General features: G+C 40.9%; 8 protein-coding genes and 1 pseudogene. 8 read left to right on the plus strand and 1 reads right to left on the minus strand.

The genetic code is table 11. The features are described from left to right. Positions 1 to 100: 100 nt before the first annotated feature. The 6 genes and pseudogenes from Psch_RS01700 to Psch_RS01725 all read left to right on the plus strand — a co-directional run bounded on the left by Psch_RS01700 (position 101) and on the right by Psch_RS01725 (position 11,358). Positions 101 to 8,230 carry a S8 family serine peptidase gene (locus Psch_RS01700; protein WP_190238937.1) on the plus strand — a complete coding sequence of 2,710 codons (8,130 nt, stop codon included), beginning with the start codon at positions 101 to 103 and terminating at the stop codon, positions 8,228 to 8,230. Positions 8,231 to 8,261: 31 nt separating this feature from the next. Further along, a complete protein-coding gene (locus tag Psch_RS01705) occupies positions 8,262 to 8,621 on the plus strand; it encodes a DUF2019 domain-containing protein (RefSeq protein ID WP_190238938.1) in 360 nt (119 codons plus the stop codon). A 69-nt stretch (positions 8,622 to 8,690) separates the two neighbouring features. Further along, positions 8,691 to 8,888 (plus strand): annotated as a pseudogene (locus Psch_RS21035) (RHS repeat-associated core domain-containing protein); the annotation flags it as partial. A gap of 105 nt (positions 8,889 to 8,993) precedes the next feature. Beyond that, positions 8,994 to 9,674 carry a hypothetical protein gene (locus Psch_RS01715; RefSeq protein WP_190238939.1) on the plus strand — a complete coding sequence of 227 codons (681 nt, stop codon included), beginning with the start codon at positions 8,994 to 8,996 and terminating at the stop codon, positions 9,672 to 9,674. A 19-nt stretch (positions 9,675 to 9,693) separates the two neighbouring features. Next, positions 9,694 to 10,221 (plus strand): HEAT repeat domain-containing protein, encoded by a 528-nt coding sequence (locus Psch_RS01720; RefSeq protein WP_190238940.1) that lies wholly within the window; start codon positions 9,694 to 9,696, stop codon positions 10,219 to 10,221. Positions 10,222 to 10,902: 681 nt separating this feature from the next. After that, positions 10,903 to 11,358: a hypothetical protein gene (locus Psch_RS01725; RefSeq protein ID WP_190238941.1), complete on the plus strand. Its 456-nt coding sequence runs from the start codon at positions 10,903 to 10,905 to the stop codon at positions 11,356 to 11,358. A 213-nt stretch (positions 11,359 to 11,571) separates the two neighbouring features. Here Psch_RS01725 and nagA read toward each other — a convergent pair whose 3' ends face one another. Continuing rightward, entirely contained in the window at positions 11,572 to 12,735 is a 1,164-nt protein-coding gene (gene nagA / locus Psch_RS01730) for an N-acetylglucosamine-6-phosphate deacetylase (RefSeq protein WP_190238942.1), read from the minus strand. Positions 12,736 to 12,823: 88 nt separating this feature from the next. Here nagA and Psch_RS01735 point away from each other — a divergent pair, with 88 nt between their 5' ends. Next, positions 12,824 to 13,057 carry a helix-turn-helix domain-containing protein gene (locus tag Psch_RS01735; RefSeq protein WP_134218328.1) on the plus strand — a complete coding sequence of 78 codons (234 nt, stop codon included), beginning with the start codon at positions 12,824 to 12,826 and terminating at the stop codon, positions 13,055 to 13,057. A gap of 285 nt (positions 13,058 to 13,342) precedes the next feature. Next, positions 13,343 to 14,842 (plus strand): ISLre2 family transposase, encoded by a 1,500-nt coding sequence (locus Psch_RS01740; protein WP_190238768.1) that lies wholly within the window; start codon positions 13,343 to 13,345, stop codon positions 14,840 to 14,842. Positions 14,843 to 14,863: the final 21 nt, after the last annotated feature.

Genomic DNA, 14,863 nt, shown 5'->3' on the forward strand with positions numbered 1-14,863 from the left:
AGAGCAGATTAGCTGATTAACTATATGAAGCGACTGTTACTCTACTGTTGGAAGCATCTTAAAGTTCGTATGCACAACAAAACGCGGGAGGCTTATGAAATTGAAAAACAAGAGGAAATGGATAAAAGAAGGCATAAAAAAGTCTATAGTAACGCTTCTAGCGTTAATAATCCTATTTTCATCTATTCCATATCAGGTAGCATATACACAAGACATAGAAGAAACATTTCCAGATAGCAATAAAGAAATACTAGTAAATTTCCCAAGTGAAAGTGGAAAAGAACAATTAACAGAAGCTCAAATTCCTAATAACAGCAAAGAAACATTGCTTAATTATGAAAGCGAAAATAAAAAAGAGCTATCAACAGGAAACATGAGTTCTAATGCGAATAAAGATGTATTGGTTAATATTAATGAGAATATAAATAAAGTCACAGAAGAAAATGACAATTCAACAAAATATATAGGAGAAACAATAAAAAACAGAGAGAAAGCTTCATTCAAAAGCAATGAAATTTTAGTTAAGTACAAAAATGAAAACACAAAAGAAGCTTTAAAAAATAATGCAAAAAAGAATTTAAATCTAAATAAGTTGACGACAAAAAAACAATTTGTCAAGTTGCAAATCGACTTATTGGAAATAGATAAAGATTCTAGTATCGATAGTGTAATAGCTGAGCTACAAAAAGATCCCGATATAGAATATGCGCAACCAAATTATACGGTCAGTGTTCTTGATAGTGTCTATTTAGATAGTAACCAAGACTTATTATCATTGTATGAAATTGGTCAAGTTGTTGAAGGACAGGAATGTATACCCGGCACAGCCATCGACGTATTGTCGGCATGGAAGCTGACCAAAGGTTCACCGGGCATGCTAGTCGCAGTTCTTGATACGGGTATAGATATCAATCATCAAGAGCTTGTTAATAATATATTTGCTAACCAGGCTGAAATACCAGGTGACGGTATCGATAATGATTACAATGGATATATCGATGATGTGAAAGGCTGGGATTTTGCCAATCACGATAATTCAATCTATGATACCGCCGACGAGTTCCATGGAACACATATAAGCGGTATTATAGCAGCGACAGAAAACGGTTCAGGTGTCTGTGGCGTAGCGCCTGGCGTAAAGATACTGCCTATAAAGTTTATTAACGGCAGTATAGGCTATACCTCAGATGCTATAGAAGCCATAGAATATGCTGAAAGTATGGGAGCCAGGATTATTAACTGCAGTTGGGGCGGCAGCGAGAATAACACCGCATTAAAAGACGCCATTGCCCAATCAAACATGGTGTTTGTATGCGCCGCCGGCAATGATGATTCTGCTAATCCGGTATATCCCGCAGCTTTTGATTTGCCTAATGTAATTTCTGTAGGGGCGGTAAATCAGAGTGGGCAAAAGGCCAGTTTTTCCAATTACGGAGCATATGTTGATCTGGCTGCTCCCGGAGTTAGTATTATAAGCACAACGCCCCAGGATAATTATGGTTATATGGGCGGCACATCTATGGCCGCAGGATTTGTTAGCGGCGCTGCAGCCCTGTTATTAAGCTATCAAACAGACTTAGATGCAGGACAAGCAGTTAACCGTTTAAAAACATGCGCCTCGCCAAATGAAACCATTAAACAATTTACATCGACAGGCGGCATAGTGAATGCGTCTGCAGCGCTTACCAGTACCAATGTTATTGGTGATATTGACAATAAAAACAATGCGGTAAACCCAGATGAGGTACATAGCATTATAGCGAGCTACAGCAGCATAAACCAGGTAACAGCAACCCAGAAAGAAAAAATACTTGACTTCTATCATATAACCGAGCAACAAATAATAGAAGCCGAACAGACAGGTTACTCGCTAACAGATAGCATTAATATTGCAAAAGCCGCAACCGAGTACCAATTTACCATAAACGAAGTTATTATAGTATTACAGAAATATGGAAATATTCTTGATGCTGAGGCTGAGTTAAGCAACTTTAAACATTTTTCTGAGCGTTATGTTGTGCCTGTCACAAAATATGGAGAATTAAAAAGTTATTTTCTGGCAGGATACACTTCTAATGAAATACGTTCTGCATACGTAGCTTCGTTGGTAAGTAACTTGAGTATAGCTAATCTGTTAAAGATTCAGAATGAAGATCCACTCCAGACTATCATCAATTCTTTGAATATGGGTCTGAGCCAGGTGCAAATAGATATTCTTAACGAACTATTCGCCGAATATGACGTCAATAAAAGAAACCTCCTGATATACATGCAGCAGGATAATATAAGTGCTGAACAAATTAAAAGCTTGTTTGAACAATTGGAACAAGATATACTTACCCAGTATATTAATGCAACCGGACAAACAGTCAACCCGTATGGTACAGGAGAAAATGATCAGATAAACTATGACAAGTATTTTAATGCGCCCTATGTGAGCAATATTAAAGATAGCGAAAATATAGAATTAAACACGGGGGCGCTGAAGCTTCAGAATACAGAATTGAGCTTAAAAGGACGTAACGGACTTGATTTGAATATTACAAGTCAGTATGATTCTTCAAAAGCAAATCTATATAATGTAGGATATAGTACGTCTGTTTCATTTAGTTATCAAGTATATGTGCAAGAAGTGCGTTATATCCGATATACCGACTGGAGTACGAGTAGTGAAACAACATCCAGACCTTTTTGTGTAGGTAATTTTGGTTCATATAGTGAAGCATCGCTATGCGCATATGGTTATAAATTTACGCTACCGGAATCTACGGGTTATATATATGACTTTATTACTAGTTCAAGATATTTTAATAAAACCACTTCTTATCAAATAACTTATACTGGTTATTATAATGGTTATTTTTGGTCGGAGTACCAATCGAGTTATTATAGTCCTCCTAACTCCCAGTTTATTTATGAGGATGGTTATTTTGGCTCAATACCTTTATCTTATACCCAAAAAACCTATGATACAGGCAAGATGTACTCTTGGGATGGAAAATCTTACACCCAGACAGTAACCTACAATGCTAATTACCGTGGCGAATTGCGAAAAACTACTTACGAGCGCATAGGGGAAGGTTTTAAAAAATACAACGCATATGTTGAAACAAGTTTGCCAGATATACGTTTTGTGAATGTAACCAACTCGGACACCTATAATGAACTTCATAACAACCTTGGCTCAGGATGGTCACTTGGCTTTCCCTCAGTGGAAATTGATATGGATAACAAATACTTACACCTTTCAAACGGTGATGCTTATAAGATCAACATTACTTCAGCAACTGGGGATTCAAACCTTGAAAAATACCCGCTTAACGATATTATCTTCGATAATGATAGTGGCAGTTATTCAAATGGAGTTTCAACCTCCAGTTACGTGCTCACTCGCAAGGACGGAATTAAAGAATACTTTTCCAGTGATGGTCGGCTTCTTGGTATTAAAGACAGGTTTAATAACGTCATAAAATTTGAACACACCAGTATTAATGGAGAGATGGTAATAAACAAAATTACCGATACGGTAGGCCGTATTGTAAATATTTCCTATCAAGATATTTCAAGTACCAGCAAAAAAGTTGTTATTACCGCTCCTGACAGCTCTACCATACAATTTATACTTGAATCCATACCCGCTTGTCATGGAGAATATAAACTTGTTAAAAAAATAGACCGGTTAGGCAGGGAAACAACATTTAATTATAATATTAACTCGGCTAATTTTACCTTCTATAAGTACAGTGGTGAGAAGGTGAATAAATATGCCAACATAACCGAAATTCATTATCCAACCGGTGCCTACAGCAAGTATACCTATGAAAAAGCCAGAGGCGTTCTGGGAAACCATGGCTCACTGGAGTATTACAGAATAAAGACCAGGGAAGACATTGAAAACGGCAAATCCTATAATAATCAAACTTACAGTTATATAAACAACTTTACCGGATATCCAACCTGTACGGACTCTAATTCCCTGCCTACGAATTTTACGTACCGAGTAGACGTAACAGATGCGTATTTAACAAAAACCAGCCATACATTTAACAGTAAACACCTGGAAATTAGAGCGGAGTCCAAGGCGAATGGCACAATGCTAAAAACTAGCATCGACGTAACATATGATGCCAATAAGCTGCCGGTAAAAGGTGTAAGTAGAGTATATAATACAAATGGGCAATATATGGAGAAAGTCGAAAATTACTCCTATGACACGAATAAATACGGAGATCTTTTAGGATTCTGGGATGTCCAGAATAGCCGGAATGCAGATAACTCACCTGCCAACGATGAACACAAAACTACCTATACTTATGATCCAAGCTACCACCTTGTAACGTCAAAAACATACAAAAAAGATGCTGCCACTACCATACAGGAGGTAATGACCCCATATTCCAACAAAAAATCCATTGAGTGGCATAAAATATATGTAAATGGTTTGTTGAAAAAGCAAACCCGCTATATCTATGATGTTTATGGTAATGTTATTGAAGAGCAGAAATATCTCGATAACTGGACAGACTATGTCTCGGATAAATCAAGTTATGATGATAACAACCCTGCACGCCACGGTCAGTTCAACGGGTTGTACCTTACCAGGAAATGGGTTGAAGGAGTCAAGAACGCAGACGGTAACCTTGTTGATGCCAAGCTAGGAAACTCTGCCGGGGTAATAGATGAAATAAGCAAATATGATTTAATGGGCAATTTGCTCGAAAAACATGATGGCGTGGGTAATGCGACTTCTTATCAATATGATATTGTAGGCAGGTTGCTTAAGGAGACAAATTGTGATGGAACCTTTAAATCGCTGAGTTACAATGATGCCGAAAATAGTGTTGTATTTACCAATGAAAAAGGTGACAGCCTAAAACGTGACTATGACGGTTTTGGTAACCTCATCTATGAGCAGGACACCTCAAGCGGTGAAATGCTCAAGCAGTTCGAATACGATCAGAAATTTAAGCTGGCAAAAGAAACAGGTCCTAATAACAAAAATACAACCAGCTATAGCTATAACGATGAAGGCAAGCTGCTAAGAAAGGAAGTAAAAGACAATAGCGGGGCCTTATTGGCTGCCGAATCATATATCTATGAAAATGCTTTTGCAGCCGCTAAGTATAACAAAATAACCAAAAATGTCCAGGGTGATACCAATTCACCTTCCCAAATAACCACTACTTATGAAAATAAGTACGGCTTTACTGAAAAACAGGGCAAAATGCACGATGGAAAAGAGTATCTGGATACCTTTAAATACGATTACTTAGGCCATAAAATCGAAGAAAAATCAGCTAGAGCATATGCTGAAAGCTGGACGGAACCTTATACCAAAAAATATCAGTACGACTATGCGGGCAATGTTGTACAAGAATACAATATAAAAGGAGATTATATAACAACCGCATATGACTCCCTGGGCAGGAAGATAAAGGTAACCGATATTAAAGGCAATAAATCTTCCACCCCATATTCTACTACTTATGTATATGACAACCTTGGCAGGCTAATTAAAGAAAACATACCGTTTGAGGATGTAAACGGGACAAAATACTATACTATTAAGAAGCATTACTATGACCGGAACAAAAATATAACAAGAGAAAGCGCCACCATAAATAAACCTGGGGGAACTGAAGCTTACAGCAGAATAGATTACCAATACAACAACCTGAACAGGCTTGTTATGGTAACAACCTTTAATGGGGCAACGCCTGTCAACTACACGCAGTTTTACTACGACGCAGCAGGTAATAAAATCAGAATGTACACAGGACTTGCCAGTCCGCTGACCATTAGCGGTCTCGACACCGTAACCGCCAATGGTGATTCAGATTATTCAATAACCAAGTACAGCTATGACAGGTTTGGCAATCTCACTGACATGACCGACCCGGCAGGCCAGCATGAGACCTATCGCTATGATTTGAGCGGCAATATGATTGGCCAGACAGATAGAAACGAAAATATAATAACAATTAGCTATGATGGGTTGAATAGAGTATTAAATAAATCAGTTACCACGCCAGACGGCCTGGGCAATAAAAGCTACAGTAACACCTACACACTGACCGGCAGCTTATTGACAACCACTGGCGATAAGGTCAATACCACCTACGCCTATGATGATTTAGGCCGGACAAAGACCGAAACTCGGACTGACGGTGTAACAAAAACATACACCTATGATGCTGGCAACAACAGAACATCAGTAATAATAAAAAAAGGCGGCAACCAGATTCAAAATACCGGCTATACCTATGACAAAATTAACAGACTGTATCAGGTAAAAGACAATGGACAAGTTAGGGCTACCTACGCTTATGATGACAATGGTAACAGGCAGACCCTGACCTATAATAACGGAAATATTACTGAATACCATTATAACCTGGCAAATAAGATAAAAACCCTGACAAATAAAAACGGCGCGTCAATACTGTCCCAGTATACCTATAATTACTATCTGGACGGGAATCAAGCAGATAAAACGGAAACTGTAACGAATCAATCCACAGAATATCTCTATGACGGCCTTGGTAGACTGCAAACAGAAACAGAAAAAGAAAACGGAAATGTCACCTCCGCCGTAAACTATACCTATGATGACTATAACAGCAGGGCGTCCATGACAAAGGACGGTGTTACAACCAGTTATAATTATGACAGCAATAACAGACTGGTAACTGAAATCAAAGTCACAGGCGATGTAACGGAGACAACCAGGTACGGTTATGACAATAACGGCAACCAGCTTTACAAGACGTCTGAAACCGTCAAGCCGGCTACAGCAGGAGAGGCCGAGAGTATCAGTGTATCGGTATCAGGCGTAAGCGGTGACGGTAGTGTAAGTTTTAATGAGTATGATGGATTTAACCAGTTAGTAAAAGTGACTTCCGGAGATATGACTTCCACTTATGAATACAACGGGGCTGGGTTGAGGAACAGCAAGGCGGTAAACGGTACAGTAACCACCCATATTTGGGATGGCAACCAGATAGCTCTTGAACTTAATGGCGCCGGTGCTGTAACCAATAAATATTTGTTAGGTATAAACCTGATTTCCGTCCAGGATGGCACAGGAACAACAAGTTACTATCTGTATAACGCCCACGGTGATGTGGTACAATTAACCAATAGCAGCGGCGCTGTCACCAAGACCTATACCTACGACGCCTTCGGTAACGAAAAGAACCCTGACCCGAATGATCCAAATGCATTCAGGTACTGTGGCGAATACTTTGATAAAGAAACAGGGACATATTATCTCAGGGGAAGGTACTATAACCCGGCAATAGGCAGGTTCATAAGCGCAGACAGTTATCTGGGCAAGGACAATGATCCATTAAGCTTGAATTTGTATACTTACTGCGCCAACGATCCTGTAAATTACAATGACCCAAGCGGCCATTTTGTTTTCAATGCCTTAGCTGCAGGCATTGGAGCTGCTATAGGAGGAATTTTTAATACAGCATTCTCAGTAATAGGTGACTTGTGGACAGGAGATTTGCAATGGAATAACTGGAATAGCTGGCAATCACACGGAAGAGAATACGGGGGAGCATTTATTACCGGTGCGATTGGAGGAGCTGCTGCAGGACTCACTGGTGGATTGTCGTTATTAGCAGGAGTTGGTATCAACGCTGGAGCATGGGGAATAGGAAGTATTGCAGGAGGATATGTAGCTACAGGCGCATTCAGTTGGGGACAAGCTGGTTGGTCTGCTTTAGGCGGAGGCATTGGATATGGTATAGGAAGATATGCTGGAGATTATCTTGGCAGTGCTTTAAGCAGGGGTTATTCAAGTATTACGAGTAATTCGCTTTCTGATACATTTAATGCAGGTTGGATATATAAGCCGAGCTATAATATAAATTTGCAACAGTTTGCAAATAACGAAATTAGAAATTTTCCTAATATTAATGGCTTTAACACGTTTAATAATTTTAAGAAAGCTTTTGGTCCTGCAGGAGACAACTTAGTATGGCATCATATAGTAGAACAATCACAAATAACTAAATCAGGCTTTAGCCCTACACGGATTCATAATATTGAAAATATTATAGCTGTAGATAGAGCAACTCACGCGAAGATAAGCGGATATTACAATTCAATTGATTCATTTACAAATGGTATGAGAATAAGAAACTGGTTGGCTGGTCAAAGTTTTGAAGAACAATACAAATTTGGTTTGGATGTTTTAAGAAGATATGGCATATGTCCATAATATTACAATCTCTTTTGGGGTGATATATAAAGTGAAAATTAATTACGAAGATGTTAGGCAAAAATACATTAATGCAGCCATTCTACATCGGAAATCTTCTTATAATGGAGACTACAAAACCGCTAACAAACAGTATAAAGTTTTGAAAAAGATTTATGATCAGATTGAAAAAAATGTTATAGAAAAGAAATTGCTTTTAGATTTACTTGAATATAATGATATTTCTGTAAAAAGTTGGGCAGCCGCTCATATGCTCGGAATTAAATACGAAATATCAAAGGCTGAAAAAGAATTGATAAACATTGCTACTATACATGACGCAGAAATGATAGGATTCAGTGCTAAGATGACTTTAAACGTATGGGCGCAACAAGGTTTTTTGAAATTTTAGTTTACACTCTATACGTGTTGTTTAGCGATTATGTGATTTATAATACTTTAACTGAATATTTTACTTATTATAAATTACACTAATGCATTCAGGTACTACGGCGAATACTTTGACAAAGAAACCGGGACGTACTACCTCAGGGCAAGATATTACAACCCGGCCACAGGCAGGTTCATAAGCGCAGACAGTTATCCGGGCGAGGACAACGACCCGTTAAGCTTGAATCTGTATACCTACTGTGCTAACAATCCCGTAAATTACCATGACCCAAGCGGCCACTTTTTCCAAGCAATCACTGCTGCCATAGGAGCTGCAATTGGTGGAATTGTAAACACCGCTATATCTATAGGACGAGACTTGTGGACGGGAAATTTGCAATGGAATAATTGGAATAGTTGGCAATCGCATGGAAGAGAATACGGTGGAGCATTTGTAACTGGTGCAATTGGGGGAGCTGCTGCTGGATTCACTGGTGGACTGTCACTAGCAGCAGGAGTTGGTATAAATGCTGGAGCATGGGGATTAGGAAGTATTGCAGGACAATATGTAGCTACGGGCTCATTCAGTTGGGGACAAGCTGCTTGGTCAGGAATAGGCGGAGGCATTGGATATGGTATAGGAAGATATGTTGGAAATTTGTTTATGGGTACTGGGATTACGGGAGTCAGTGAGGTTAAACAAGGGTTAAGAATTAATAACCTACCTTTAGCAAAACCTGGTGAAGACTTGTATGTTGGTACATATAGTAAATCAATATATTGGAATAAGAAAACTGGCTTAAATTTGACACATACGCCACATCATATTGTACAAGATGCAGTAAGTGGAACATCCCACGGACGAGGAATGACAATTAATATCAGACAGGATATTCACAAGTTAACCGAAACATTTGGTTCAAGTAGAAATCTTCCAAATCCACGTCAGCACCTTGCTGCGGATATAAAAGAAATGAGGAATTTATTAAAGGAATTTGGATACGATAGAAGCATAATTAATGCTCAGCTTTGGGAACTATTAAAGCAGAATAAATCATTAGGAGAAGTCTATTAAGGGAGGATTCATAAAATAAATGGACAAAAAAGATGCAATTGACTTTTTAAAAAAACATCAGCCAATGCCTGATGATAAAAATTTAAGCAAGGATGTTATAACAAAATATAATGAGATAAGAGAATACTTTTTAACAAACCCTGATGAAGATTGTATTCCACTATTTCTAAACTCTTTTGGAGAAAGAGACGGATTTGGGGTATATCAATTAATAGAAGGATTAATTGCAAAGTTTAAAAAGAATCATGTAATGCCCCATTTGCTAAAAGCACTTGAGAGTCACTATAGAAGCATTCGATATTGGAATGCTTCTATAGCATCCTCATTTCCCAGTGAAGAGTTGTTTGAGCCTCTGAAAAAAATGCTTTTTGAAAATGATGTAGATATTCGGTATGCGTCCATTACAGCAATTGCACAGTTGGCATTATCCGGGATTAAGTGTAATGAAGTTATTGATGTTTTAGAGGATGCTTTGTCAAGAGAAACAGGAGATGATATATCAGAATTTATTCAAGAAGTAATTGATGATATAAAATCAAGTAATTAATTCTACCACTTACCGAAGCGACCTATGCCTCTTATTGCACTGGACTTATCCTAAAAAATTATCATCAGTATTCTAATACTTTCTCAGCCCTCCTAAATATAGTCCTTCCTTCAACCATAACCAGAAACGGGTCGAGGTTGGTATCCAGAATGTCGAGGGGACGGGGTTATTGACAATATTTGATGGGAAAATATATTTTCATCTAAGGGGTGGTAGGGTCAGGCTTGAAATATATCCATAACCTACGACTCGAAAGGGTTAAGGAATAAAAGGTTAAACCCTCTGGAACCACTAAGTATCATTATGATAACGGGGGCGATGTTCAGGTTATTTTCTCATTTTTGTGGTCTTATGACCTTGTGCATAATCTTCCAGTTCGGCACTTGATATTTAACTATTAGCAATCTGGGCAGGTAAGCCTCAACAAGTTGCTCGCATTATCAGGTAACCGCTATGTCTAAACAGATCGGGTTATCTGGAAGTAATAAATCATTCGCATAAGTGATTGTTAACTGAAGCAGATACTCTTGAGATGGAGAATCCTCGTGTTAGTTTTGCTTGTATATGATCATATGGAGCTAAGTACACCCTGCAAAAAGTTTAGTTAGTCCTATCTTCGCGCAGAATAAATAGTTCTTGGGCTTCTGCCAGATTCTAAATTGCCGGATGGTGAAGTTTAATATGACAAAGCATTTAAAAATATTAATGTTATTAGTTTTTCTTTCTTTAGTTGTTTTAAGCGGATGTGAGAACTCTGCAACTTCATTAGATGCAGATAAAATAAAGATAAAAGAAGCGCTGGAGAATGAATTTAACTTGATCCAGATGATGCCTAATGTAATTAAAGGTAAAAAAAATTTTCTTAATAATAGTATTTCAATGGTGCTCAGTGAACGCTATACAACTAAAAACAGCTATGAAGAAATAATCAATTATTATGATGAACAGCTAAAGGAGCACGGTTGGCAATTTTATAAGGAAGAAAAACTTACGGATTGGGGTAGGGACTATGGTGGAAAAAGTGTGAGATATAAAAAAGGTGATTTTGTTGCTATAGTGCAATATGCAGGTGAGAAGGCAGATTATGGTTGGACCTATGGTTTTGCTATAACTTGGGGACTGTATGAAGAAAAGTAGAGTAGAGGAAGTGATAGGAGCTGATAGGGGGGCTGTCGGGGCTGATAGCGGTCAGGCTGGAAAGCTGATAGGAAGCTGAGAAGCTGATAGGGTCAGGCTTGAAATATTACCTTATTGATAATAATTCGAAACTTCAACCCCATCCAAAACATGAATACAATTGGTTGAGTTTATACCCGGCGAATTCAGCTATAACAATTGGGATTTTAATAATTATTCTAACACTTTCTCAGCCCTCCTGAATATAGTCCTTCCCTCAACCATAACCAGAAACGGGTCGAGGTTGGTATCCAGAAGGACCAGGTCGGCGTCATACCCCGGCGCAAGGCGTCCTTTTTTTTGCAGCCCCAGGACAGCGGCCGGGTTTGCCGAAGCCAGTCTTACTGCCTGCGGCAGTTTCAGACCGGCGATTTTAACCATATTCCGAACGGCGTCGAGCATGGTGATGGTGCTGCCTGCCAGCCTGCCGCCGGGAATTTCCGCCCTGGATCCTTTGACTACAATTTCCTGTCCTCCAAAACGGTAACGTCCGTCCGGCAGGCCTGCCGCCGCTATGGCGTCGCTGACCAGGACCAACCGGTCGCCTTTTATATGCCACAAGAGCTGCAGCATGGCAGGGTGTACGTGTATGCCGTCGGCTATTACCTCAACAGATAATTCTGGTGAGACTAAAGCTGCCCCGGCCGGACCGGGTTCCCGGTGGTGTATGGGAGCCATGGCGTTAAAGATATGGGTGATGTGTTTTAAGCCTGCTCTCGCGGCGTTTATAGTTTGGGTAAAGGTGGCTCCCGAATGGCCAAGGGAGGGGATTACACCGCAGGAAGAAAGCAGCTCCATAACCTCAAGGGCCCCCGTAAGCTCCGGAGCCAGGGAAACCATCCTTACCTTACCCTGACCGGCTGCCAGCAGTTCATTCATTTCATGCTTATCGGGCTCTCTCAGGAAAGGAATGCCCAGGGCGCCGCTGTGCGACCGGTTCAAAAAAGGGCCCTCGAGGTTAGCGCCGATAATAGAAGCTCCCGCAGCTGATGTAGTATGCCTGGCCGCCGTCTCCAGCGCCAGGGCCATTCGCTCAAGCGTTGACGGAGCGACGGTGGCCAGCATTGCCGTGGTGCCGTGTCGCCCGTGATACCCCGCGATCCGCTGGAGTGAGCCGGGGTCACAGTCCAGGATGTCCGCGCCATCGGCGCCATGCACATGCAGGTCAATAAAACCTGGAGCAATAATGAGCCCCGCAGCGTCAATACTCTCCACTGCCGCCGCAGCGTCCATTTGCTCCAGGGATACGATTTTTCCGCCTGAAACAACCAGGGAACGGTTGTTGATGAGTTTTTCTTCCCCCACCAGTGTTCCGTTGTTAATTATAAAATCGAACATGCTCTCACCTGCATTTAAATTGTAATACACCTCATGATACATTAATTTATCAGCCCAGGGAACAATAATTGTAAAAAGGGGGATAGTTATGGATCAAAATGATTCCTTTATTCAAAGCAGGGTTCCCTGGAGTACTGAACCAAGCCTCAAGGATATGGCCCAGGAGGTAGGGGTCGATTATGACCGCTTAATTGACGGGATTAAAGAAGATAAAAGCGACTCAGAAATAGCAGGTGAACTTGCTGTCCCGGAAAAGCTGATTTACCACCTGAGAGACCATTTTTACACGCGTGGCGTACATTCGATCATGGGACAGGATTAACCACGAAATAAATATTGATTTGAAGCGGCCCGGTGCAATTGACCGGGCTTGATTGTAAAAGCAGGCTGTTGCAAGAAAACCAGCATATTTCTTGCAACATGTTCGTCTCCCGCTGATATGTCTGCCTCTTTCTTGATTAAACAATTAAATATGTCCATGTAGCTGTAAAATAACTGTGGGTGATCACCAGTAATCTCCAGGCGAAAAGACAAGGAGTTTTTCCACGGAGAAAAGAAGAAAACCTCCAATGCAAGTAAGCCAAACCGACAAAGGAGGTTTCTTCTAGTGAATACATCACCCCAAATCCAAGCAGCCCAAGACTATCTGAAAGAAAGTTCCTGGCTGCAAGAGAAAAGAGTGAGTACTTTACTTAACAGTGTACTTGCCGGAAAGACAAATTTCAATACTTTAGAAAAAGAACTATTTACCATTGCCAGAGACTACTTGATTCAGATGCTGACTGCATTTTTAGAACACCTTGATCGGCTCATACTTTACTCGGCCGAACGGGAGGGTTGGGAAGTAGTTGAAATAAGGGAGCGAAGCCTCGAAACCACCCTGGGGGTGCTCAGCTACCCAAGACGCTACTACAAAAAGCGCACTTTAAGCGGAGCTTACGCTTACACCTTTTTGCTGGACGAACTGCTGGGTATACCAGCAAGAGCGCATGTCTCTGCCCGGTTGAGCGAAATAGCCGTAATGCTTGCCGCCGAACAAACCTACAGGAAGGCAAAAGAAACCTTAAAGACCACTTTGGGGGTGAGCATCAGCCACGAGACCATCCATCGGGATGTCCAAGTAGCCGGTGAACACCTCAAGAAATGGGATGGGGAAACTGGCTTAGACGGTACCGGTATCCGTGTTGTCCCTTTATTGGTTGTCGAAGTAGACGGAGCGATGATCAAACAACAGCGCCGGCACAAAAGAAGTGAGCAGAGACGCTTTGAGTTAAAAACAGCGGTAGTTTATGAAGGGTGGGAAGAAGGTCCGAATGGCAGAGCAAAACTGATCAACCCCACTTACTTCATTTACCACGGAAAAGGAGAAGAATTTTGGGGCGCCTTAGAACGGCGTTTAAGCCGGCTCTACGATCTTGACGGCTGCCCAAGAAAAATTATTGCCGGGGACGGAGCCGACTGGATCCGGGAAGGAGCCGATCTTTTAGGGGCCGAATATCAATACTGCCGGTTCCACTTAAAAAGGGATCTTATTAGCCTGTTTAACCCCCAGCACAGAAAAAAACTCGAGAAAATCCTCTATACGAACGACACGAACAGCCGGGCCGCTTTCAATATGTTTTTAAGGACGTTGATCATTGAAGAACCAAACGAAACCAGAAAAGAAAAACTAAGAGCTTTCCAAAGCCTAATCAATAGCGTTTGGGAAGGGATTACCGACTGGCGGGAAAGAAACCGTCCCTGCCCTTCCCCGGCCCGGGGATTGGGAGTTATCGAACCCAATGTGGGGCATACCATTGCCCGTCGGTTTAAACATCAGGGGGCTTCCTGGTCGGTAAACGGATCTGACAATCTCGCCCATGTTCGTTGTGCAAAAAGAAACGGTAATCTTATAGATATTCTTCGCCTGCCAGGGCCGCCTACTCCAGAGAGTGAGCCGGTACGAGTTCAGGACGGCTATTGGGCCAGAAGACAAACAGATGGCCTGGCTGCAAAAGATCCTGGGGATTGGGTACGGGCATCCTTGCCGGCAGCTTATGGACCCAATCAGAAAAGCCGGGAACTGGCATTACTAATTAGCCGTCTCACTTTAGATTGGATTTTTTAGACATGTTTTTGGTGAATCCCT

It is taken from the genome of Pelotomaculum schinkii, assembly GCF_004369205.1.
GTDB lineage: Bacteria > Bacillota > Desulfotomaculia > Desulfotomaculales > Pelotomaculaceae > Pelotomaculum_C > Pelotomaculum_C schinkii.